Genomic DNA, 22,828 nt, shown 5'->3' on the forward strand with positions numbered 1-22,828 from the left:
GCGCGACGTCCTGCCGTCCCGGTCCCGGGATGGCTGTTGCCGTGCTGGCTGTTCTTACCTGTCTTCCCGTGTTCCTGCCGTGCCCTGATCCTGCCCGTGCACCGCCCCCCGGGGAGTCCCCGGGGTCAGGGCCCCGGGATCAGACCTCCGTGCCGCGCGGGCGGCGGGACGGGCTCTTCGGCAGGGCCATCTTGATCTCCTCGCGCAGGTCCTCGATCTTCGCGTAGCCCGCGTACTGGCCGGTCAGCCGGTACATCTCGCGCAGCCGGTCCCACGTCCGGTGCGAGGAGGTCTCGCCCATGGACATCAGCGCCAGCCGGGCGTAGCGGTCCGCCTGCTCGGGGTCGTCGGCGATGAAGCAGGCCGAGGCCATCGAGATGTAGTCGAAGATCTGCGAGCGCTGGTGTCCGGCGGCACGCAGCCGCAGGGCCTCGCGGGCGTGCCGCTGCGCGATGGGCGCGGCGGACGGGTCGTGGTCGGCCAGGGTACGGAAGGCCAGGGCCTGCATGCCGTGCATGTCGGCCTCGTCGAAGTGCTGCATCCAGCTCGGCGGCGGCACGTCGCGCTTGTCGGAGACGAACAGCTCCTCGGCCTCGCCGAGGGTGCGCCGCATGGCCTGGCCCTTGCCCATGGCGGCCTGCGCCCAGGCCTCGATCGTGTGGAGCATGGCCCGCGTGCGCGGCAGGGTCTCCTCCCCGGACCCGGACTGGGCCAGCTGCATCAGGTCGAGCGCCTCGTGCGGCTTGCCCAGGTGCACCATCTGGCGGGCCGCCCGGGACAGCGCCTCGCCGGCCCGCGGCCGGTCACCGCCCTCGCGCGCCGCATGGGCGGCGATAACGAAGTACTTCTGGGCGGTCGGTTCGAGGCCGACGTCGTGGGACATCCAGCCGGCGAGGACCGCCAGGTTGGCCGCGACGCCCCACAGGCGCCGCTGGAGGTAGTCGGGGTGGCGGTAGGCGAGCATGCCGCCCACCTCGTTCAGCTGGCCCACGACGGCCTTGCGCTGGAGGCCGCCGCCCCGGGACGCGTCCCAGGCACGGAACACCTCCACGGAGCGTTCCAGGGCCTCGATCTCCTGGGAACCGATCGGCGCCGCCTCGTAGCGGTCGGCACCGATGGGATCCGCGTGCAGGGGGTTGTCGTAGCGAGGGGCGTCCAACGAGAGGGCCGGGTCGGTGTGCAGCCAGTCGTGCATGGCACTGCTGAGCGCCGATCCGGCGGTGAGCGCGGCACCCGCGCCCATCAGTCCGCGTCGGTTGAGCATGAGGTCCATTCCCGTGAATTCGGTGAGGACCGCTGCCGTCCGTTCCGGCGCCCAGGGCAGCCCGTCGGGGTTCTCCTTCACCCCCGCCGAAGGCTTTCTGGTGGCGCGCCGTTGCCGTACGAACCCGAGGTCCTCAATGGTCACGACACGGCCGAGCCGCTCGGTGAACAGCGCCGCCAGCACCGTCGGCACCGGTTCGCGCGGGGTCTCCCCCATGTCGATCCAGCGCCGTACCCGCGACGTGTCGGTCGCCAGCTGGTGGTGGCCCATGGCCGCCGCCTGCCGGTTGACCATGCGTGCGAGTTCGCCCTTCGACCAGCCGGCCAGGCCGAACAGGTCGTTCAGGCGGGTGTTGGGTCCTCTGCTCACGTCAAGCCCCCAGGTTCTCGGCTGTGTTGACAGTAACCCCCGCGCAGATGCCGAGCGACTATTCGCCAGGCTTCGCCAGGGGGCGCCACGTGGAAGGCCACCCGCGCCCGGGTGTCAGGTAGGAATGCGCCTCCCCGCCCCGGTGGCCGACCTGCCGGAGTGGTCCGGTTGAACGGCAGCCGTGCGGCACTCCCCAGGGTGTCCGCGGTGCCGGGACGGGAAGGCGTACGCAACTCGTCGGCGCACGAAGGGATCCGTATCACCCATGTACGCAGCATCGTCCTCCGTGTCCGCCCCCGTACGGCCCTACCGCACCTTCCAGGCGGGCGGCGGCCCCTACTTGGAGCCCGGCCGCGGCCCGGTCCCGGCGCAGGGCGCCGGCCGGCTCCGCCGGGCGCCCGGGGTGGCGCCGCAACCGCTGAGCGGAAGACTCGACCTGTCCGGCCCGCAGGGAGCCCAGCTGCGGACGGCCCTCGCCTCGGTGCACCGGATCTGTCCGGAGTTCGCACCCGTCCAGGTCCTGCGGCGCAGCGGACGGTCGGTCCTGCTGGTGGGCACCACCGGGCGGACGACCGCGGTCGCCAAGGTTTTACTGGACCACTCGCCGGCCTGGGCCGAGCGCTACCGGCATGAAATAGCTGCATACCGGGCGTTCGTCCGCCACCGGCCGCCGGTCAGGGTCCCGCGTCTCATCGCCGCCGACCCGGAGAACTGCACGCTGGTCGTGGAACGGATGCCCGGACGTGTCGCTGCCCTGCAGCGGCACCCGGTGGAGGCGCCCCCGCGGGCGGACGTACGGGCGGCCCTCGGGGCGATCTGCCGGGTGAACCAGTGGCGGCCGCCGGCCGAGCTGTTCGGCCGGCCCCTGGACTACGCCCGCCGCATCTCCCGGTACCACGAGCTCGGTCTGCTGACCGACCGGGACCTGGGAGACCTCCAGAAGCTGCTGCACGGCGTGGCCGTCGCCGGCGCCAAGCAGCCCGGCAGCCAATGGCAGTTCAACCACGGCGACGCCCTGCTGTCGAACCTGCTGCTGTCGCCGACCGGACCGGTCCTGCTCGACTGGGAGCACACCGGCTGGTACCTGCCCGGCTACGACCTCGCCACCCTGTGGACGGTCCTGGGCGACGCACCGGTGGCGCGGCGCCAGATCAGCCAGCTGGCGCAGGCCGCGGGCCCGGTGGCGCGGGACGCCTTCCTCGTCAACCTGATGCTCGTGCTCACCCGGGAGATCCGGACCTACGAGCTGGCGGTGCAGCGCTCGATGAACGCGGCCGCCCCGGTCCTGCCGGGCGCGCCCGGCGCGGTCGCCCCGATGACCACGGGCGAGGAGCAGCGGCTGCTGCTGCGCAGGCTGCACGACGACTGCGGGATGGCGCGCCGCGCCGTCCGGGCGGCGGTGGGCACCCGCTAGGGGCTGCAGGACGGCGGATTCCGGAATCCCGGGGTACGGGCGCACATCGCCCGCACCCCGGGATTCCGCATGTCGGCGGGCGGGCGGCGCCGTCGGACGCCGGGCGCAGGTGGCCGGAACCGGTACCCGCGCACGTGTCTTGACTTCACATGATCCCGCGAAGACCTTGCTGACGCAGCATCAGGTGTTCGGGGATCCCCGCCCCGCCTCCCCCACTCGGCTGGAGCCCGCCCATGTCCGCTCGCGCTTCACGTCCTGTCCTCCCCTCCCGCCGCACCGTCCTGGCCGGTGCCGGTGCCGGGGCGCTCGCCGCCGGACTGCCCGCCGCCGCCCGGGCCGCCGAGGGCGCGGTCCTCGGCGAGTACGACGTCGTCGTGGTCGGCTCCGGGGCCGCCGGGATGACGGCCGCCCTCACCGCCGCCGTACGCGGTCTGAGCGTCGTGGTGGTGGAGAAGGCCGCCACCTTCGGCGGTTCGGCCGCCCGCTCGGGTGCCGGGATCTGGCTGCCGAACAACAGCGTGATCCTGGCCGCCGGCGTGCCGGACACCCCGCAGAAGGCGGCGCAGTACCTCGCCGCCGTGGTCGGTCCGGAGGTGCCGGCGGCCCGCCGGGAGGCCTTCCTGACCCACGGGCCCCGGATGCTGGACTTCGTGATGGCGCACAGCCCGCTGAGGTTCCGCTACATGGCCGGCTACAGCGACTACTACCCGGACCTGCCCGGCGGTCTGCCGGGCGGCCGCTCGATCGAGCCGGACCAGCTCGACGGCAACGTCCTGGGGCCCGAACTCGCCCGCCTGAACCCGGCGTACATGCCGGTGCCCGCCGGGATGGTGGTGTTCAGCCAGGACTACAAGTGGCTGACGCTGGCCGCCGTGAGCGCGAAGGGCCTGGCGGTGTCCACGGCGTGCCTGGCGCGCGGCACCGAGGCGGCCCTGTGCGGCGAGAAGCCCCTCACCATGGGCCAGGCACTGGCCGCCGGACTGCGGGCCGGCCTGCAGCGGGCGGGCGTCCCGGTGTGGCTGGAGACCCCGCTGGTGGACCTGGTGCAGGAGGGCGGGGCGGTCACCGGCGTCGTGGTCGAGCGGGGCGGCGTGCGGGCCACGGTGCGGGCCCGGAAGGGCGTGGTCGTCGGCTCGGGCGGATTCGAGCACCACGCGGGCATGCGGGCGCAGTACCAGCAGCAGCCGGTCGGCACCCAGTGGTCGGTGGGCGCGAAGGAGAACACCGGCGACGGCATCCGGGCCGGGCAGCGGGCCGGCGCGGCGCTGGCCCTGATGGAGGACGCCTGGTGGGGGCCGTCGATCCCGCTGCCGGGGGAGCCGTACTTCTGCCTGGCCGAGCGGACCCTGCCGGGCGGTCTGGTGGTGAACGCGGCGGGCGCCCGGTTCGTGAACGAGGCCGCGCCGTACAGCGACGTCGTGCACGTGATGTACGAGAAGGACCGGGGCGCGCCGGGCTCGCACATCCCGGCCTGGCTGATCGTGGACCAGAACTACCGGAGCAAGTACCTCTTCAAGGACGTCCTGCCGGCCCTGGCGTTCCCGGACGCGTGGTACGCGTCGGGCGCGGTGAAGAAGGCGTGGTCCTGGGATGCGCTGGCGGGGCAGATCGGGGTGCCGGCCGGGGCGCTGCGGGCCACCCTGGGCCGGTTCAACGCGCAGGCGTGGAACGGGTCGGACCCGGACTTCCACCGCGGCGACAGCGCGTACGACCACTACTACACGGACCCGGGGGTGACCCCGAACTCCTGCCTGGCGCCGGTCTGGGCGCCGCCGTTCTACGCGTTCCGGATCGTGCCGGGCGACCTGGGGACGAAGGGCGGGATCGTGACCGACGAGCGGGCCCGGGCGCTGCGCGAGGACGGCTCGGTGATCCCGGGCCTGTACGCGGCGGGCAATGCGAGTGCCGCCGTGATGGGGCACAGCTATGCGGGGGCGGGCTCCACGATCGGGCCCGCGATGACGTTCGGCCACATCGCGGCGAACGACATCGCGGGCGCGTGACGGCCCGGGTCAGCCCTGCTGGAAGAGTTCGGCGGGGAGCGGCTTCAGCAGCGCGTAGAGGTCGTCGCTGATCGGGCGGTCCCAGCTGGCGATGGTGACGAGCACGTTGTCGCTGCGGTCGAACTGGACGCAGGAGATCCGGGTCTCCGACAGCTTGATCTTGCGGACGATGAGGAGGTTGTCGCCCTGCATGACGGGGCAGTCCTCGACGCCGGTGACCTCGACGTCCTCGTCGTTCTCCAGCGCGTCGAGGAGCTGGGCGACCTCGAAGGGGACCTGCTTGTCGGCGAGGTCCCGGGCGGGTGAGCCCTCGGGCAGGTTTCCGATGATCATCGCGGGGCCGCGGCCGCCGAACAGGTCGTACCGGAGGAAGACGCCCTGGCAGCTGCCGTCGGGCGCGGGGAGCAGGCCGGCCCCGAGATTCCCAGGCCAGTCCCCCGGGTCCATGGCCAGGACGTCGAAGTCCGGGCCGGCGGGGGTGGCGGCGCTGCGGCGGCGGAGGAAGGACATGCCGCCATGGTACGGGTCCCGGCCCGGTTCCCGGCGCCCGGGCCCGGCTCCCCGGGCCGCGCGGGGTGGGCCGGCGCGGCCGGGCGGCGCGGCGGGCCCCGGAGCGCGCGGAGCGGGCCCGGGGGGGGGGGGGGGCGCCCGGGGGGGGGGGGGGGGGGGCGGGGGGGGCGGGGCGGGGGGGCGGGGGGCGGGCGGGGGGGGGGGGGGGGGGGGGGGGGGGGGGGGTGGGGGGGGGGGGGGGGGCGCCCCCCGCCCCCGGGCCCGCCCGGGGGGGGGGGGGGGGGGGGGGGCGGGCCCCCCGGGGGGGGGGGGGGGCTCCCCCCCCCCCCCCGCCCCTCCGGCGTCACGTCAGAGCCGTGCCGCCCGGACCCGTGTTACGGGGTGACGGACTGGATCTGGACGCTGCCGCTGCCCGCCGCGGTGCCGCGGGCGTTGACCAGCGAGACCTCGCCGAAGAACTGGCGGCCCTCGGGGGCCGCGCTGCCGACGAGCACGTTGGCGCTGACCGTGGCGGAGGCGCCGTTGGCCAGGCTCACCGTGGCGCCCTCGTCGACCTGGACGGAGCCCAGCGAGTCGGCGAAGTACACGTCACGGTAGTCGTACGTGGTGGTACCGGCCGGGATCGCGTAGCCGATGACCTTGATGGAGTAGGTGCCGGCGGCCGGGTTGAGCAGGGTCACGGCCTCCTCGGAGTCGCCGTCGGCGGCGGAGCCGACCTTGACGCCGTCCTTGTAGACCTCGAGGTCGAGGTCGGCACCCGCGTCGGACACGCCGCCGATGGCGACGTCCAGGCGCTTGGCGCCCGCACCGATGGTGACCTCGGTGGTCTGGGTCTCACCGTTGGCGATGGAGGGCTTGGCCACCTTCGCGGAACCGAGCGGACCGCCCTTGAGCTTGCCCTCGAGGCCCGCCCAGTTGTTGGTGACGTTCCACTGGACCGGCGCCGGGGTGCCGATCTTCGCCTCGGGGATCACCTTGACCGCCGGGTCGAAGGCGGTGCCGAGCACCGACACGTCCAGCTTGTACGGGTTGTCGAGCAGCGGCGACGTGCGGCGCGACTCGACCTCGATCTCCCAGACGCCCGGCGTCGGGTTGGCGACCGACCGCAGGTCGGGGCGGCAGACGTTGGCCGGGTTGTTGTAGTTCGGGTAGCAGTTGACCGTCGCGGTCGGGTCCACGGCCACACCGTACGGGTGGATCGAGATGAAGCGGGTCTGGCTGCCCTCGGCGAGACCGCCGAGCGCGACCTCCAGGGACTTGGCGCCGGCCGGGACGTTCACGAAGAACGCCTTGTGGCTGTTGCGCTGGACCGAGCCGGTCTCGGTGAAGCCGAAGGACGGCTTCGTGAGCTGCTTGGCGATGACGACCGTGGAGAGGATCTGCTTGTCGATGCCCTCGGTGGTGGCGTCGTCGAGCTGGAGCAGGCCGCTGTGCACGCCGGCCGTGTCGGCCTTCGCCTGGACCTTGATGGTGACGGGCTTGTTCAGCGGCAGGGTGACGTAGTCGTAGCCGCCGACGACCTTGAAGGTGCCGTCGTTGTTCCGCCACGACAGGTCGTGCCGGACGCCGTGCTTCGGGCCCGAGGTACGGGTGACGACGACGTCGTAGACCTTCTTCTGGCCGGCCTTCAGGCCGCCCTCACGGTCGTAGATGCCGGTGCCGAAGCCCGGCTCCTTCAGGAACTGGTCGAGCGCGGTGTCGACCGGGGCCTTGACGGTGAAGTCGTGGGCCTTCGCGCCGCGCTGGACGGAGTCCCAGGCCGCGTTCACGTCGATGAGGCCCGCGCCCTGCTCGTGCGCGCCGTAGCCCTTGATCTTCTTCGCGGTGCTGACCAGCGCGGTGCGCAGGGCGACCGGCGGCAGCGCGACCTTGGCCTGCTTGGCGGCGGAGAGGAGCAGCGCGCTCGCACCCGCGGCCTGCGGCGAGGACATCGAGGTGCCCTGCAGCATGCCGTAGCCGGCCGGGAGGGCGTAGCCCGCCTCGGCGACCGGGGCACCCGGCAGCCAGGTCTGGATGGTGTTGATGGACGCACCCGGGGCGGTGATGATCGGCGCCTGGCCGCCGTCCTCGCGCGGACCGCGCGAGGAGAACGGGAACATGGCGTACTTCTTCTCCACGCCGGAGCCGTAGTTGGCGGCCCAGGTGTCCTTGGAGACCGCGGCACCCACCGAGAGGACCTTGTCGGCCAGGCCGGGGTCGCCGATGGTGTTGATGCCCGGGCCCGAGTTGCCGGCCGAGATGACCAGCTGGACGCCGTAGGTGTCGATGAGGCGCGTGTACATCTGGGCGCGGGCGTTGTTGCCGTCGTTGAGCGCCGGCAGGCCGCCGATCGACATGTTGACGATGTCCACGCCGCGGTTGACGACGAGGTCGATCATGCCCTCGGTCAGCGCCACGTTGGTGCAGCCGCCCGACCAGGAGCAGGCGCGCGAGGAGACGAGCTTGGCGCCCGGCGCCTGGCCGTTCATCTTGCCGCCGAACAGGCTGTTGGCGGCGGTGATGCCGGCCACGTGGGTGCCGTGCTCGGACTCGATGATGCCGACGTTGACGAAGTCGGCCTTCTTGCCGACCCAGTCACCGCCCAGCGGGTCCATCGGGACGTCCTTGCGGATCTCGATGACGAACGGGATCCGCTCGGCGACCTCGGTGGCCGGGTTGTCGGTGCCGAAGTAGCCGACCTGGAAACCGTCCTTGTACGGCTTCATCGGCTCGTTGTCCGTGAAGTCGCCATTCTGGTCGGTGTCCACGCGGACGGTGCCGGCGGCCGCGTCGTACAGCAGGCCGAACCGGTCGGTGGTGTCGCCGTCGCGGTTGACGTCACCGGCCATGTCGCCGGTCGCGGTGATCGACTCGGAGAAGCGGCTCCACTGGAAGGTGCCCTCGGGGGCCTTCCAGCTCTGACCGCCCGCGGCGAAGGTGCCGCCGGTGACCGGAGTGATCTGCGCGCGCCAGGTGGCGTCGGCGTCGGCCAGCGGGTCGGTCGCGGTCACCCAGTCGACGATCTTGCGCTCGCCGGTGGTGGTCTTCTGGAGGGCCGGGTGACCGAGGTCGACGCCGGAGTCCAGGATGCCGATGGTCACACCGCGGCCGTCGGCCTTCGGGTTCGCCTTGACGAAGTCCACCGAACCGGTCTCGAAGGACGGGTTGTACGGGTTCTTCGCCGGGGTGTCCTTGCCCGGGGCCGGGTAGGAGCCGGCGGTGCGCTTGACCGTGCCGGTCTCGCGGTCCGCGTCCGGACGCGGGTCCTCCAGCTTGATCTCCTGCCGCAGGTCGATGCCCGTGACGGAGGAGAGCTTGGCGGCGGCCGTCAGCGCGGCCTCGGCCTTCGCGGTGGGGAGGGTGGCGCGGACGTAACCGAGCTTGTCGTACGTCTTGCCCACCGACGCACCGGCGACGGCGTCGAGCTGCGCGGCCACCTGCTCGGTGTTGCCGGGGGTGGTGGCGACCATCGCGGTGACGGTCTTCTCGCCCTTGGCCTCGGCCTCGGCGAGCAGCTTGGCGTCGTCCGAGCCGAGCTTCTCCTCGGCGGACTTCACGGGAGCGGTGGTGGCCGGGTCGCCGGCCGTGAACGCGGCGAAGGCGGGCACGGGGCCCGTCGCTGCGAGGGCGGCCACCAGGCCCGCCGCGGCCGCGACGCGCGCAGCGCGTCTGGCCCCGGATATCGAACTGGGGGATTCGAGGGTCATCAGCATCCCTGATATGTGAAAGAAACGGTCCGGATTTCGGTGCCGGATGACCGGTCAGCTTTCCGCACGTGACAGGGGTTTGGGGAGGCCTGCCGGAGACGGGGTTCCGACATGGCGCACACCCGCCAGTGCGAGGGATGCGTCAGCGGGCTCGTACCGGGACAGACCGGTACGAGCCGCGAGTGTTGATGACCTGTCAGAAGTCGACTTGTCTACTCAGTTGTCGTCGCGTGTGCGGGCGTAGTGCCGGGAGGCTTTTGCCCGGTTTCCGCAGGCCGCCATCGAGCACCAGCGCCGGGTCCCGTTGCGCGAGGTGTCGAAGAAGTGCAGGACACAGGCCTCGTGGGCGCAGGCGCGGATCCGGTCGGGCGCGGTGCGCAGCAGTCGCAGGTAGTCGTGCGCCGCGGTCCAGGCCGGCCCCCAGGCGCGGTCCTCGACCTCCGCTACCTCATCCGGACCGGAGGGGGTCAGTGTCGGGCGCAGCCGGCCGTGTCCGAGGACCTTGTCGACCACTGCACACGCAGTGGCGTCGGCCGGGTCGCCGACCGCGCGGGCGAGCGCCTCGCGGGCGGTGAGGAGGTGGATCAGCGTCGGGGCGTCGGCGCGGAAGCGGTCCGCGAGTCCGGCGCTCTCCAGCCATACGGCGAGCCCCTCCAGCCGGGTCAGCCCGGCGGCGCCCGCGAACAGGTCCTGGCGCTCCCCGTCCTGCATCCAGCGGGTGTTGAGCAGGTCCAGGGAGACGGGTTCCCCGATGAGCGGGCGCGGGTCCCTGGTGGCGGCCATCCCGGTCTCCTCCTTCTTCGGCTAACCACTCAAGCGTACGTGACCGGTTGACGCTCCTTCCTCTAACCCTTAAAGTCATTTTCAGAGGTTAGAAAGAGAACGCGATGACGGCGTGCGGGATCCGCCTGTGCGCCCACCGGAGAAGGGGAAACCGTCATGACCGCCACCGGCACGCTCACCACCGGCCACGTGGGCCTGAACGTCACCGACCTCGCCCGCTCGCTCGCCTTCTACCGCGAGGCCCTCGGCTTCGGCCTGCTGGGCGAGGGCAAGGAGGCCGGCCGCCGGTACGCCTTCCTCGGCCAGGACGGCGTCCTCGTCCTGACCCTGTGGGAGCAGGCCGAAGGCGCCTTCGCGCCGGCCGCCGCGGGCCTGCACCACCTGGCCCTGTCCGCGGCCTCGATGGACGAGGTCCGGGCCCACGAGGCCCGGCTCAAGGACCTGGGCGTGACCTTCGCCCACGAGGGCGTGGTCGCCCATGCCGAGGGCGCGGCCTCGGGCGGGATCTTCTTCCACGACCCGGACGGCACCCGCCTGGAGATCTCCGCCCCGGCCGGCGCCGAAGACGCTCCCGCCCCCTCGGGCGCCGCCCCCACCTGCGGGTTCTTCTAGACACGGTCGGTCGGCAGCAGTACGTCGTCAGGAGAGGCGGAGACGGTCATGGCAACAGCAGGCGCACCGGTCGGCGGCCCCTACCACCAGGGCTCCCGCACCGTGCAGGACCGGGTCGGGGTCCGGGAGCTCGCCGACCACGTCGGCCGGTCGATCGGCCCCGGCATCCGGGACGTCGCCGCCGCCTTCCTCGGCGTACAGCCGTTCCTCGTCGTCGGGGCCGCCGATGCGGCCGGCCCCGACGGCCGCCTGTGGGCCTCCCTGCTCACCGGCACGCCGGGATTCGTCCGGGCCACCGGCCCGCACCGGATGGCCGTCGCCGGCGGGGTCCCGGACGGGGACCCGCTCGCCGGCGCCCTCGCCGCCCCCGGCACCGCCGTCGGCACCATCGCCCTCGACCCGCGCACCCGCCGCCGGATGCGCCTCAACGGCACCCTGGAGCCGACCCCGCGCGGGTTCGCGGTCACCGCACGGCAGGTCTTCTCCAACTGCCCCAAGTACCTGCAGAAACGGCAGCCGCTGGGCCCCGCCGGGGACGGCCCCGGCATCGTCCGCCGCGGCTCCTCCCTCACCCCGGACCAGCAGCGGGCCGTCCGCAGCGCCGACACCTTCTTCATCGCCAGCACCGCCGGCGACGGGGTGGACGCCAGCCACCGCGGCGGCAACCCCGGCTTCGTCGAGGTCCGCTCCGCGACCGAACTCGCCTGGCCCGACTAGCCGGGCAACGCCATGTTCCTGACCCTCGGCAACCTGGCCGCCGACCCCCGCGCCGGACTCCTCTTCCCCGTCTGGGAGACCGGCCGCACCCTCCAGCTCACCGGCCGGGCGCGTACCGAATTCGGCGAGGACGGCTCCCGTACCGTCCGCTTCACCGTGGAGGAGGCCGTCGAGGCCCTGCATCCGGGCCGGCTGCTGTGGAGCACCCCCGAGTACTCCCCGGCCAACCTCCCCGTCCCCGCCCCGGTCCCCGCCCCCGGATCCGCAGCCGCCCCGGATCACCGCGGGAGGACGACCACGTAGGCCGCCGGGTCGCGGTCGCCGGACGCCGTCAGGGCGGTCCGGATGACCGCGGCCTGCTGCTCGGCGTGGTCCCGCAGCTTGCGCGGCGTGATGTACACGACCGTCAGCCCCAGCCGCTCCAGGTGCTCCCGCTTGCGCGCGTACTCCGTCCACTGGTCGTCGCCGCCCTGACGGGGTGCCCGGGTGTCCAGCTCCACCGCCACCGCCTGGTCCGGCCAGTACGCGTCCACCCCGCCCAGCTGCGGGCCGCCCGGCAGTCGCAGGTCCACGTTCCACAGCGGCTCCGGCAGGCCGAACACCCGCACCAGCTCGTACAGCCGGTCCTCGGCGATCGCCCGCCCCTCCGCCAGCAGCGAGTCCACCGCGTCCACCACGTGCGGCCGGCTCAGCAGCCGGGCCGCCGTCAGCTCCCGCACCACCGCCGCCGGATCGCAGTGCCCGCCGCGCACCGCCTCGCTCAGCAGCCGCCGGACCGTGCCCGCGTCGTCCAGGTCCGCCACCGCGTCGGCCAGCGCCCGCGCCACCGGCGCCACCGGCACCCCGGTGACCTGCACCGGCTGCGGTACGACGGGCGCCCGCACCAGGTGCACCCAGCCGACCGACCGCAGCCGCCGGGTGCCCGGCACCAGCACGTCGATCCGGTCCAGCGCGAGCAGCGGCGGAGCGGCCGAGAACCCGTACAGCGCCAGCGCCGCCGCCCCCGTGATCATCGCCTCGCCGCCGCGCCGGCCGGCGTACAGCAGCGCGCCGTGCAGCCGCTCCTCGCTCGTCGGCACGCCCGGGTGCAGCAGGAACACCCCGGGCAGCACCTGCTGCCAGGGCCCGCCGGGCCGGCAGCGCTCGGACGTGTCGGAGGGCGTGATCCCGTGCTGCCGCAGCTGGCTGACGCTCAGGATGCGCGGCTTGCTGCCGGTGAGGTGCTGGAGCGGCCGGGGGATCGAAACACCGTGGAAGGTGGGGGAGTTGTTCATGAAGCGGAGATTCCCGCTCCCTCCGGGCTCTCTAACCGCTGTTACGCGCCCGTCGACAAATCCGGACAAGCCCGCACTAAAGTACGGGCGTTCGACTGCCGACACTGCGCAGCGCCCGGACCCGTGCGCCCGGCCCCGAACCGCGCCCGGACCCGTACGCGCAGATGCGGGCGGCGCGGGGGACACCTGCCCCCGCCCCGCCCGCACCGTCACCGCGTCAGGCCGTCACCGCGTCAGGCGGTGGCCCCGTCGCAGGCCTGCGCCCGCAGCGCGCGGGCCAGGTCGTCGCGGGACTCCAGCACCAGCCGGCGCAGCGCCGGCGCCGCGTCCTCGTGCGCCGCCAGCCACGCGTCCGTCGCGTCCAGCGTGGCCTGGTCGTCCTGGAGCGACGGGTACAGCCCGCGCACCACGTCCATGCCGATCTGGATGGACCGCTCGGCCCACAGCCGCTCGATCACCTCGAAGTACTTCGGGGCGTACGGCGCCAGCAGCTCCCGCTGGGTCGGCTGCGCGTGACCCGAGATGGTGGCCTCCACCAGCGCGTTCGACAGCGCGTCCGACTCCACCACGGCCGCCCAGGACTGCGCCTTCACTGCTGCCGAGGGCCGCGCGGCCAGGCAGCGCACCGAGTGCCGCTTGCCCGAGGCGGTGTCGTCGCGGGACAGCTCCGCCGCGATCCGCTCCTCGTCGGCGAGCCCGTGGGCCGCCAGCGGGGCCAGCATGTCCCAGCGCAGCTCCTGGTCCACGTCCAGCCCGTCGATCCGCGCCGAGCCGTCCAGCAGCCCCTGGAGCAGCTGGAAGTCCGCGTCCGTGGTCGCCCCGGCCGCGAAGAACCGGGCCCAGGTCAGCTGGTGCTCGGAGCCCGGCTCGGCCAGCCGCAGCTCGTGCAGCGCCCCCGCCGACAGCTGCCGGGAGCCCTGCTCCCGCCACTGCGGGGCCGCGTAGTGGGTGATCGCCGTGCCGGCCTGCGCGTGCAGCATCTGCAGCACGCCCACGTCCGTCTCGCGGCCCGCGAACGCCAGCACCAGCGTGATGAAGTCGCGGGCCGGCATCAGGCCGTCGCGGGTCATGTTCCACAGCGCCGACCAGCACAGCGCCCGCGCCAGCGGGTCCGTCAGGTCGCCCAGGTGCCGGCGCAGCGTGTCCAGCGAACCCTCGTCGAAGCGGATCTTGCAGTAGGTCAGGTCCTCGTCGTTGACCAGGACCAGGTCCGGCCGCTCGTTCCCGGTCAGCTCCGCGACCTCGGTGCGCGCCCCGGCCACGTCCACCTCGGCCTGCGCGTAGCGCACCAGCGCGCCGTCCGTGAGCCGGTAGAGGCCGACGGCCACCCGGTGCGGGCGCAGCACGTCGCCGTCCTGGAGGACGGCCAGCCCGGTGATCCGGCCCTCGGCGTCGTACGTCACCGCCGGGGTGAGCGCGTTCACGCCGGCGGTCTGCAGCCAGGCCTGCGTCCAGGCGCCCATGTCGCGGCCGGACACCTCGGCCAGCACGGTCAGCAGGTCGTCGAGGGTGGTGTTGCCGTACGCGTTCGCCTTGAAGTAGCGGCGGGCGCCTTCCAGGAAGGCGTCCCGGCCCACGTACGCGACGAGCTGCTTGAGGACGGCCGCACCCTTGGCGTAGGTGATGCCGTCGAAGTTGAGCTTGGCGTCCTCCAGGTCACGGATGTCGGCCGTGATCGGGTGGGTGGAGGGCAGCTGGTCGGCGCGGTAGGCCCACGCCTTGCGGTTGTTGGCGAAGGTGACCCAGGCCTGGTCGAAACGGGTGGCCTCGACCTGCGAGAAGGAGCCCATGAAGTCCGCGAAGGACTCCTTGAGCCACAGGTCGTCCCACCACTTCATGGTGACGAGGTCGCCGAACCACATGTGGGCCATCTCGTGCAGGATCGTGTTGCAGCGCCGCTCGTAGGACGCCCGGGTGACCTTGCCGCGGAAGATGTACTCCTCGCGGAAGGTGACCATGCCCGGGTTCTCCATGGCGCCGAGGTTGTACTCGGGCACGAACGCCTGGTCGTACTTGCCGAACGGGTACGGGAAGTCGAAGTTCTCGTGGAAGAAGTCGAAGCCCTGCTTGGTGACGAGGAAGACGTCGTCCGCGTCGAAGTGCTTCGCCAGCCCCTTGCGGCACATCGCGCCCAGCGGGATCGTCAGGTCCCCGCGGGTGTAGGTGTCCGTGACGTAGTGGTACGGGCCCGCCACGACGCAGGTGATGTACGTCGAGATCGGCGCGGTCTCCGCGAACCGGCGGGTGTCACCCTCGCGGGACTCCTCGGCCCCGTTGCTCCACACGTGCCAGCCGGCCGGCGCGGACACCTCGAAGCGGAACCGCGCCTTGAGGTCCGGCTGCTCGAAGTTGGCGAAGACCCGGCGGGCATCGGCCGGCTCGTACTGGGTGTAGAGGTAGACCTCGCCGTCCTCCGGGTCGACGAACCGGTGCATGCCCTCGCCGGTCCGGCTGTAGGCGCAGTTCGCGTCGACGACCAGGACGTTCTCGGCGGCGAGGCCGTCCAGTGCGATCCGGGTGCCGTCGAAGACGGCGGTCGGGTCCAGCTCCTGCCCGTTGAGGGTGACGGAGTTCACCGACGGGGCGACCAGGTCCGCGAAGCTCGACGCGCCGGGCACGGCCGAGCGGAAGCGGAGGGTGGTCACCGAGCGGAATGTGCGAGGTCCGTCCGCCGGCTCGGCCTCGTCCACCGCCGAGCGCAGGTCCAGCGAGACCTCGTACGCGTCGACGGACAGCAGCTCGGCCCGCTCGCGGGCTTCGTCGCGGGACAGATTCTCACCGGGCACGGGCACTCCTTCGTGCAGTTCGCCTCAACATCGATCACCCGATCCTCCCACGGGGAATGCGCCGGACCGCGGGCCGGTTGGCGTGGTGGACGCCCATGTGAGGCGTACGGGAACGAACGAGCAGAGGAGAGACATGTCGGACACCCAGGTGCGCGAGAAGACGCCCGTCGACTTCTGGTTCGACCCGCTCTGCCCCTGGGCCTGGATGACGTCCCGCTGGATGCTGGAGGTCGAGAAGGTCCGCGACGTCGAGGTGCGCTGGCACGTGATGAGCCTCGCCGTCCTGAACGAGAACAAGCTCGACGAGCTGCCCGAGGTCTACCGGGACCTCCTCGGCCCCAAGGGCTGGGCCCCGGTCCGCGTGGTGATCGCCGCCCAGCAGAAGCACGGCGACGAGATCACCGGCAAGCTGTACACGGCTCTGGGCACGCGGATCCACAACGAGGGCCAGGGCCCGACCCGCGAGGTCATCGCCGCCGCCCTGGACGAGGTCGGCCTGCCGGCCGAGCTGCTGAAGTACGCCGACTCCGACGAGTACGACCTGGTGCTCCGGGAGTCGCACGCCGAGGGCATCAACCGGGTCGGCCAGGACGTCGGCACCCCGGTCATCTCCGTGCCCGGCACGGACGGCAAGGACGTCGCCTTCTTCGGCCCGGTGGTCACCCCGACCCCGCGCGGCGAGGACGCGGCCCGGCTGTGGGACGGCACCCTGCTGGTCGCCGCCACCCCCGGCTTCTACGAGATCAAGCGCACGCGCGTGCAGGGCCCGAGCTTCGAGTAGGAGCGCCCGCGGTTCCCGGCATGCAGAAGGCCCCCGTCGAGTCACGTCCTCGACGGGGGCCTTCCGTTACACACGTCCGCCGTGAAGGTTGAGAAGACGATCACGAGGCGGACGGCTCGGAGGTGCGGATCAGCCCTTGACGGGGATCAGCAGCGGGGTGTTCGCCTTGGCGTCGGCGTAGCGCTTGGCCACGTCCTGCCAGTTGACGACGTTCCACATGGCCTCGATGAAGTCGACCTTCTGGTTCTTGTACTGCAGGTAGAAGGCGTGCTCCCAGGCGTCGAAGACCAGGATCGGGGTGCTGGCCACGCCCACGTTGCCCTGGTGGTCGTAGACCTGCTCGACGACCAGGCGGCCGCTGACCGGCTCGTACGCGAGCACGCCCCAGCCGGAGCCCTGGGTGGCCGAAGAGGCGAAGGTGAGCTGCTTCTTGAACTTCTCGAAGGAGCCGAAGGACTCGGTGATCGCGTCCGCCAGCTCGCCCACGCCGTCGGCCGCGGTGGGCTCGCCGCCGCCCTCGCCGGTCTTGGGGCTGGCCATGTTGTGCCAGTAGATGCTGTGCAGGATGTGGCCGGAGAGGTGGAAGGCCAGGTTCTTCTCCAGGCCGTTGAGCGCGCCCCAGTTCTCCTTGTCCCGGGCCTCCGCCAGCTGCTCCAGCGTGGTGTTGGCCCCCGTGACGTAGGCCGCGTGGTGCTTGTCGTGGTGCAGCTCGATGATCTGCGGGTTGATCACCGGCTCCAGCGCCGCGTAGTCGTACGGCAGTTCGGGAAGCGTGTAGATCGGCATACGTGAATCGGTCCCCTCGGCATGCTCACTGCTATTGCAATCAATGCGCAACTGCACGCTAGCAGTATCTATTCCGCTGATCATGTAAGGGTCACCTCACCCTGGGCCTTGGCGCAGCAGGGGACGGAGGCATGCCGAAGGCCCCCGGCGCGGTGCGCCGGGGGCCTCGGAGAAGGGGAAGGAGGGGAGGGCGGCCGGTCAGGCGGCCGCGCGCCGACCGGCGGTCCGCTGCCGGACGTATCCGGTGACGGCCAGGGCCGCCGTCAGCCCGCCGGTGAACAGCACCTGCACCCGCGTGTCGGCGTCCCACGCCATCAGACCGAGCACGCCCACCACCCCGGCCAGCGCCACCCACGTCAGGTACGGGAAGCCCCACATCCGCACGACCAGCTTCTCCGGCGCCTCCCGCTCCAGCCGGCGGCGCAGCACGAACTGCGAGACCGCGATGAAGCCCCAGACGACCAGGATCACGCCGCCGACCATGTTCAGCAGCCAGGCGAACAGGGTGTCCGGGTACCAGTACGACAGCAGCACGGTGACGAAACCGAAGCCGGAGGAGGCCAGCACCGCGCGCCGCGGCACCCCCCGCGTGACCGTGCCCAGCGCCTTCGGGCCCTGGCCGCGGGCCACCAGCGAGTACGCCATGCGCGAGGAGCCGTAGATGTTCGCGTTCATCGCGGACAGCAGGGCGATCAGGATGACCACGTTCATGATCTGGCCGCCGCCGGGCACGCCGAGCCGGTCCAGCGTCGCGGCGTACGGGCCCAGTTCGGTGACGGCCTCGTCGTCCCACGGCACCAGCGTGACGATGACCAGCATGGAGCCGACGTAGACGACCGCGATCCGCCACATGGTGGTCCGCACGGCCTTGGCGACGCCGCGCACCGGGTCCTCGGACTCGGCGGCCGCGATCGTGACCGTCTCCAGGCCGCCGTACGCGACCACCGAGGCCAGCAGGCCGACGAGCAGACCGCTCACCCCGGTCGGCAGGAAGCCGCCGTCGCCCAGCAGATGGGCGGTGCCGGGGGCGTCGCTGCCGGGCAGCACCCCCAGGATCGCGAGCACGCCCAGCCCCAGGAACAGGGCGATCGCGCCGATCTTCAGGGCGGCGAACCAGAACTCGAACTCGCCGAAGTTCTTCACCGCGGCCAGGTTGCTGCCGCAGAAGAAGGCCATGAAGACCAGCACCCACAGCCAGGACGGGGTGCCCGGCAGCCAGCCCTGCACGATGTGCGCCGCGCCGATCGCCTCGATCGCCACGCCCACGCACAGCAGCGTCCAGAACATCCAGCCCGCGGTGAAGCCGGCCCACGGGCCGATGGCCCGCTCGGCGTGCACGGAGAAGGAGCCGGACGCCGGGTTCGCCGCGGACATCTCGCCGAGCATCCGCATCACGAACATGACCAGCACGCCGGACGCGGCGTAAGCGAGCACGATCGAGGGCCCCGCGGCCGCGATGCCGGCACCGGAGCCGACGAACAGTCCGGCGCCGATGACCCCGCCGAGGGCGATCATCGAAAGGTGGCGCTGCTTGAGGCCGCCTCCCAGCGAGGAGCCGGTGGCGGGGTCCGCCTGCTGCTGTCCGGGCGGTGTGAGCGTGGTCTGGGGCATGAGGGACCTGTCCGTTTGCGGTGGGACGGGGAGGGATGCACCAGTCTGATCAATGTCCGCGGAACGGACGGATCGTGTCCGCTATCCGGACACCCGCATGACCCGCCGTGATCACTCCCGCACCCTCGACCCACCCCCGGCCCACCCTCGACCCACCCCCGGCCCACCCCCGACCCACCCCCGGCCCACCCCGGCCCACCCCCGACCCATCCTCGGACCCGCCTCGCCCCCTGCCCGGCCCCGCCTGCGCCCGCCCTCCGTCGCCGTACGGGCGGCCCCGGGTACGCCGATGCCCCCGCGCCGGGCACCGGCACGGGGGCATCGGGGGAAGAACGGGACCGTCAGACCGTACTGCTCACCGCACCGGCCTCGCGGTCCGCACCGGACCCGCCGCCCCCGCGGCGCTCCCGCCAGAACGCCACCGCCAGCACCACGGCCGTCGCCCCGCCCGACCACAGCAGCTGCGGCCGCGCGCCGTCGTCGAACAGCATCAGCACCAGCACCGCGGCCATCGCCGCCAGCGCCGCCCAGGTCAGGTACGGGAACGCCCACATCCGCAGCACCAGCCGCTCCGGCACCTCCCGCTCGATCCGGCGCCGCAACCGCAGCTGGGACACCGCGATCAGCACCCACACGAACAGCAGGACCGCGCCCACCGCGTTGAGCATGTAGAGGAACACCGACGTCGGCCACAGCAGGTTCAGCAGCACCGACACGAAGCCGAAGGCCACCGACGCGAACACCGCCCGCCGCGGCACCCCGCCGCCCGACACCGCCAGCAGCGCCTGCGGCGCCTCACCCCGCTCGGCCAGCGAGAAGATCATGCGCGAGGACCCGTACAGGTTCGCGTTGAGCGCCGACAGCAGCGCCACGAACACCACCACGTTCATGATCTGCCCGGCCGAGCCGACGCCGATCGAGTCCAGCACCGCCACGTACGGGCTCTCGTCCGGCTTCGCCGACCGCCACGGCAGCAGGGTCACGATCACCAGCATCGACCCGACGTAGAAGAAGAGGATCCGCCACACCGCGCTGCGCACCGCCCGCGCCACCGACCGCGCCGGGTCGTCCGACTCGGCCGCGGCGATGGTGACGACCTCCAGGCCGCCGAACGCGAACACCACCGCGAGCACGCCGGAGACCACTCCGCCCCAGCCGTTCGGCAGGAAGCCGCCCTGCCCGGTGAGGTTGGCCAGCCCCACCGGATCGGTGTCGGGCAGCCACCCCACGATGGCCAGCGTGCCCAGCACCAGGAACAGCACGATCGCGCCGACCTTCAGCGCGGCGAACCAGAACTCGAACTCGCCGAAGTTCTTCACCGCCGCCAGGTTGCTGACGGTGAAGAACACCATGAAGACCAGCACCCAGGCCCACTGCGGGAACCCCGGCACCCAGCCGTTCGCGATCTTCGCCGCGCCGGTGGCCTCCACCGCGAGCACGACGACGAGCAGGAACCAGTACAGCCAGCCCACCGAGAACCCGGCCCAGCGGCCGAGCGCCCGCTCCGCGTGCACGGAGAAGGAACCGGAGGCGGGCATCGCGGCGGACATCTCGCCCAGCATCCGCATCACCAGCATCGCCAGCGCCCCGGCCAGCAGATACGACACGATGATGCCGGGGCCGGCCACGGAGATCCCGGCGCCGGAGCCGACGAACAGGCCGGCGCCGATCACCCCGCCCAGGCCGAGCATGGTCAGGTGGCGCTGTTTCAGCCCGTGGGCCAGCGGCTCTTCGGGCAGCGCTTCTTCGGGCAGCGGATCGTGCATGAAGGTGCTCGTACTCTCGAACATGAGGCGACGGTGAAGGATACGCGGCAATTGGCGGGATCCCACAGTCTCCCCGAGTGGTGGTCAAGGACGCAAAACGGAAGTCTCATGCAACCGGGCTCGTGATGTGCATCACCTCTCTTCCGGCGTGGCGTCGGAGCTTTGTGTGATCCCCACCAATGCGGGCGACCTTGCTTTGTGTCCGGACGACGGTGATCGGTGCCGCGGCCCGCGGATAGCGTCGCGGTGTCCCTCCCCGAGCCCCTCACTCACCGGAGCCTCCATGAGCACCGCTTCCGTCTCCCTGCGCCCCGGCGCCGTCCTCGCCGACCTGCTGCCCGCGAGCCGCACCCGCGACGCCGCGCTGGTCCTCGGCGGCGCCGCCCTGATGGGCCTCGCCGCGCAGATCTCCGTCCACGTGCCCGGGCTCGTCGTCCCCGTCACCGGCCAGACCTTCGCCGCCCTGCTCGTCGGCACCGCGCTCGGCGCCCGCCGCGGCTTCCTCTCGCTCGCCCTCTACACCCTGGTCGGCATGGCGGGCGTGCCGTGGTTCGCCGGCGGCACCGCCGGCGCGGGCGGTGCCACCTTCGGCTACGTCCTCGGCATGCTGCTCGCGTCCACCCTCGTCGGTGCGCTCGCCCGCCGCGGCGCCGACCGCTCGGTGCTGCGCACCGCCGCCGCGATGACCGCCGGCTCGCTCGTCGTCTACGCCGTCGGCGTCCCGTACCTGGCGCTGGCCACCGGCATGTCCTTCTCGAAGGCCCTCGCCGTCGGCATGGTGCCCTTCCTGATCGGCGACGCCCTCAAGGCCGCCCTCGCCATGGGCCTGCTGCCCGCCGCCTGGAAGCTGGCCGGCCGCCGCGGCTGACCGCCCGGCCGCAGATGCACGGAACGCCCCCGGACCACGCTGTCCGGGGGCGTTCGCGTACGTACTCACAGACCGGGAGGACCGCAGGCGGTCCGTCGGATCAGGGGGTCAGCGAGGTCTTGCGGCGACGGTCGAGCACGAACCCGACGAGCACCACGGCGGCGGCGACCAGCGTCGACAGCATGACCACCTTGCGGTTGGCGTCGTCGAAGAACATGTAGCCGATCACGAACGCGATCATCCCGGCGGTGGCCCAGGTCAGCCACGGGAACAGCCACATCTTGACCGTCAGCTTCTCCGGCGCCTCGGCCTGGAGGATCTTGCGCATCCGCAGCTGGGTCAGGCAGATGACCAGCCAGACGAACAGCGCGATCGCACCCGAGGAGTTCAGCAGGAAGCTGAAGACCGTGTCCGGATTGGTGTAGTTGAAGACCACCGCGACGAAGCCGAAGACGGTGGAGCCCAGGATCGCGGCGGTCGGCACGCCCCGCCTGTTGACCTTCGCGAAGGCCTTGGGCGCGTCACCGCGCTCGCCCAGCGAGAACGCCATGCGGGAGGCGGTGTACAGGCCCGAGTTCAGGCAGGACAGCACGGCGGTCAGGACGATCACGTTCATGATCTGGCCGGCGGCCGGGATGCCGATGGAGTCGAGGGCGGCGACGTACGAGCCCTTCTCGACGATCGACTTGTCGTTCCACGGCAGCAGGGTCAGGACCACGAAGATCGAACCCAGGTAGAAGACGCCGATGCGCCAGATGACCGAGTTGGTGGCCTTGGTGACGGCGCGGCGCGGGTCCTCGGACTCGCCGGCGGCCAGCGTGACGATCTCGCTGCCCATGAAGGAGAAGACGACCATCAGCACACCGGTGAGGATCGAGCCCCAGCCGTTCGGCATGAAGCCGCCGGAGTCGGTGAGGTGCGCGAAGCCCGCACCCGGGTTGTCCGAGCCCGGCAGCACGCCGAACACGGCCAGGAAGCCGATGCCGACGAAGGCGGCGATGGCGACGACCTTGATGCCGGCGAACCAGAACTCGAACTCGCCGTACGAGGCGACCGAGCCGAGGTTGGTGACCGTCAGCACGGCCATCACGATCAGGGCCCAGGCCCACTGCGGGACCGCCGGCACCCAGCCCTCGAGGATCACCGCACCGGCGGTGGCCTCCACGGCCAGCACGACGACCCAGAAGAACCAGTACAGCCAGCCGATGGAGAAGCCGGCCCAGCGGCCCAGCGCGCGGTCGGCGTACGCCGAGAACGAGCCGGAGTTCGGGCTGGCCGCGGCCATCTCGCCCAGCATGCGCATGACGAAGACGACCATGGCGCCGACGAGGGCGTAGGAGATGAGGATCGCCGGGCCGGTCTTGGCGATACCGCCGGAGGAGCCGACGAACAGACCGGCGCCGATCACACCGCCGATCGCGATCATGGACAGGTGGCGGTTCTTGAGACCGGCCTTCAGACCGTCGGAAGACTGCGGGCCGCTGGGTTCGCCGGCGGTTCCATCTGCCTTCTGAAGGGTCGTCGTGGAGCTCATGGACGAATCCTTAGGTTCTCGGGTTGCGAGCCCGGGCATTCAATCCCGACCGGCGCCCGGGGCG

15 protein-coding genes and 1 pseudogene are annotated in these 22,828 nt (G+C 72.2%); 6 read left to right on the plus strand and 10 right to left on the minus strand.

The genetic code is table 11. The features are described 5' to 3' along the window. Window positions 1–139: 139 nt before the first annotated feature. The gene (locus LG634_RS05740; protein WP_226732513.1) at window positions 140–1,633 is read right to left on the minus strand and encodes a DNA-binding protein NsdB; all 1,494 of its coding nucleotides are present in this window, start codon (window positions 1,631–1,633) and stop codon (window positions 140–142) included. 265 nt (window positions 1,634–1,898) lie between these two features. Between LG634_RS05740 and LG634_RS05745 the strand changes: the two genes are divergently transcribed. Then, window positions 1,899–3,047, plus strand: coding sequence for an aminoglycoside phosphotransferase family protein (locus LG634_RS05745; RefSeq protein ID WP_226732514.1), 1,149 nt, complete (start codon window positions 1,899–1,901; stop codon window positions 3,045–3,047). Window positions 3,048–3,280: 233 nt separating this feature from the next. After that, window positions 3,281–5,050: a 3-oxosteroid 1-dehydrogenase gene (kstD, locus tag LG634_RS05750; RefSeq protein WP_226732515.1), complete on the plus strand. Its 1,770-nt coding sequence runs from the start codon at window positions 3,281–3,283 to the stop codon at window positions 5,048–5,050. Between the two features lie 9 nt (window positions 5,051–5,059). Here kstD and LG634_RS05755 read toward each other — a convergent pair whose 3' ends face one another. The 3 genes from LG634_RS05755 to LG634_RS05765 form a co-directional block, all read right to left on the minus strand. Then, window positions 5,060–5,560: a hypothetical protein gene (locus LG634_RS05755; RefSeq protein WP_226732516.1), complete on the minus strand. Its 501-nt coding sequence runs from the start codon at window positions 5,558–5,560 to the stop codon at window positions 5,060–5,062. Between the two features lie 374 nt (window positions 5,561–5,934). Further along, the gene (locus LG634_RS05760) at window positions 5,935–9,246 is read right to left on the minus strand and encodes a S8 family serine peptidase (protein WP_226732517.1); all 3,312 of its coding nucleotides are present in this window, start codon (window positions 9,244–9,246) and stop codon (window positions 5,935–5,937) included. A 216-nt stretch (window positions 9,247–9,462) separates the two neighbouring features. Further along, window positions 9,463–10,029 (minus strand): CGNR zinc finger domain-containing protein, encoded by a 567-nt coding sequence (locus LG634_RS05765; protein WP_226732518.1) that lies wholly within the window; start codon window positions 10,027–10,029, stop codon window positions 9,463–9,465. A 156-nt stretch (window positions 10,030–10,185) separates the two neighbouring features. On the opposite strand from LG634_RS05765, the gene LG634_RS05770 reads away from it, so the two are divergent. Continuing rightward, on the plus strand, window positions 10,186–10,641 hold the full coding sequence (locus LG634_RS05770) for a VOC family protein (protein WP_226732519.1): 456 nt from the start codon (window positions 10,186–10,188) through the stop codon (window positions 10,639–10,641). Window positions 10,642–10,689: 48 nt separating this feature from the next. Beyond that, window positions 10,690–11,661: pseudogene (locus LG634_RS05775) on the plus strand (pyridoxamine 5'-phosphate oxidase family protein). Here LG634_RS05775 and LG634_RS05780 read toward each other — a convergent pair. Beyond that, window positions 11,637–12,632 carry a hypothetical protein gene (locus LG634_RS05780; protein WP_226732520.1) on the minus strand — a complete coding sequence of 332 codons (996 nt, stop codon included), beginning with the start codon at window positions 12,630–12,632 and terminating at the stop codon, window positions 11,637–11,639. The pseudogene LG634_RS05775 and the gene LG634_RS05780 sit on opposite strands and share 25 nt — an antisense overlap. Window positions 12,633–12,865: 233 nt before the next feature. Next, complete coding sequence (gene pepN / locus LG634_RS05785; protein ID WP_226732521.1) at window positions 12,866–15,418, minus strand: aminopeptidase N; 2,553 nt, start codon at window positions 15,416–15,418, stop codon at window positions 12,866–12,868. Window positions 15,419–15,551: 133 nt separating this feature from the next. Between pepN and LG634_RS05790 the strand changes: the two genes are divergently transcribed. Beyond that, entirely contained in the window at window positions 15,552–16,199 is a 648-nt protein-coding gene (locus LG634_RS05790) for a mycothiol-dependent nitroreductase Rv2466c family protein (RefSeq protein ID WP_226732522.1), read from the plus strand. Window positions 16,200–16,328: 129 nt separating this feature from the next. Here LG634_RS05790 and LG634_RS05795 read toward each other — a convergent pair whose 3' ends face one another. From LG634_RS05795 to LG634_RS05805, 3 genes are all read right to left on the minus strand, one after another. Beyond that, window positions 16,329–16,985 carry a superoxide dismutase gene (locus tag LG634_RS05795; RefSeq protein ID WP_226732523.1) on the minus strand — a complete coding sequence of 219 codons (657 nt, stop codon included), beginning with the start codon at window positions 16,983–16,985 and terminating at the stop codon, window positions 16,329–16,331. Window positions 16,986–17,183: 198 nt separating this feature from the next. Next, on the minus strand, window positions 17,184–18,596 hold the full coding sequence (locus LG634_RS05800) for an amino acid permease (protein WP_226732524.1): 1,413 nt from the start codon (window positions 18,594–18,596) through the stop codon (window positions 17,184–17,186). 341 nt (window positions 18,597–18,937) lie between these two features. After that, a complete protein-coding gene (locus tag LG634_RS05805; RefSeq protein WP_226732525.1) occupies window positions 18,938–20,386 on the minus strand; it encodes an amino acid permease in 1,449 nt (482 codons plus the stop codon). Window positions 20,387–20,645: 259 nt separating this feature from the next. On the opposite strand from LG634_RS05805, the gene LG634_RS05810 reads away from it, so the two are divergent. After that, window positions 20,646–21,230, plus strand: a complete 585-nt coding sequence (locus LG634_RS05810) for a biotin transporter BioY (RefSeq protein ID WP_226732526.1) — start codon at window positions 20,646–20,648, stop codon at window positions 21,228–21,230. 100 nt (window positions 21,231–21,330) lie between these two features. Here LG634_RS05810 and LG634_RS05815 read toward each other — a convergent pair whose 3' ends face one another. Next, on the minus strand, window positions 21,331–22,764 hold the full coding sequence (locus tag LG634_RS05815; protein ID WP_226732527.1) for an amino acid permease: 1,434 nt from the start codon (window positions 22,762–22,764) through the stop codon (window positions 21,331–21,333). Window positions 22,765–22,828: the final 64 nt, after the last annotated feature.

The sequence above is a fragment of the Streptomyces bambusae genome (assembly GCF_020532645.1).
GTDB lineage: Bacteria > Actinomycetota > Actinomycetes > Streptomycetales > Streptomycetaceae > Streptomyces > Streptomyces bambusae.

Excerpts from the sequence above, each read along its gene's own strand:
- LG634_RS05760 (WP_226732517.1), bottom strand. The coding sequence starts at position 9,246 with ATGACCCTCGAATCCCCCAGTTCGATATCCGGGGCCAGACGCGCTGCG.
- LG634_RS05770 (WP_226732519.1), top strand. The coding sequence starts at position 10,186 with ATGACCGCCACCGGCACGCTCACCACCGGCCACGTGGGCCTGAACGTC.
- LG634_RS05805 (WP_226732525.1), bottom strand. The coding sequence starts at position 20,386 with ATGTTCGAGAGTACGAGCACCTTCATGCACGATCCGCTGCCCGAAGAA.
- LG634_RS05815 (WP_226732527.1), bottom strand. The coding sequence starts at position 22,764 with ATGAGCTCCACGACGACCCTTCAGAAGGCAGATGGAACCGCCGGCGAA.
- LG634_RS05780 (WP_226732520.1), bottom strand. The coding sequence starts at position 12,632 with ATGAACAACTCCCCCACCTTCCACGGTGTTTCGATCCCCCGGCCGCTC.
- LG634_RS05790 (WP_226732522.1), top strand. The coding sequence starts at position 15,552 with ATGTCGGACACCCAGGTGCGCGAGAAGACGCCCGTCGACTTCTGGTTC.
- LG634_RS05745 (WP_226732514.1), top strand. The coding sequence starts at position 1,899 with ATGTACGCAGCATCGTCCTCCGTGTCCGCCCCCGTACGGCCCTACCGC.
- LG634_RS05755 (WP_226732516.1), bottom strand. The coding sequence starts at position 5,560 with ATGTCCTTCCTCCGCCGCCGCAGCGCCGCCACCCCCGCCGGCCCGGAC.
- LG634_RS05810 (WP_226732526.1), top strand. The coding sequence starts at position 20,646 with ATGAGCACCGCTTCCGTCTCCCTGCGCCCCGGCGCCGTCCTCGCCGAC.
- kstD (WP_226732515.1), top strand. The coding sequence starts at position 3,281 with ATGTCCGCTCGCGCTTCACGTCCTGTCCTCCCCTCCCGCCGCACCGTC.
- LG634_RS05800 (WP_226732524.1), bottom strand. The coding sequence starts at position 18,596 with ATGCCCCAGACCACGCTCACACCGCCCGGACAGCAGCAGGCGGACCCC.
- LG634_RS05795 (WP_226732523.1), bottom strand. The coding sequence starts at position 16,985 with ATGCCGATCTACACGCTTCCCGAACTGCCGTACGACTACGCGGCGCTG.
- LG634_RS05765 (WP_226732518.1), bottom strand. The coding sequence starts at position 10,029 with ATGGCCGCCACCAGGGACCCGCGCCCGCTCATCGGGGAACCCGTCTCC.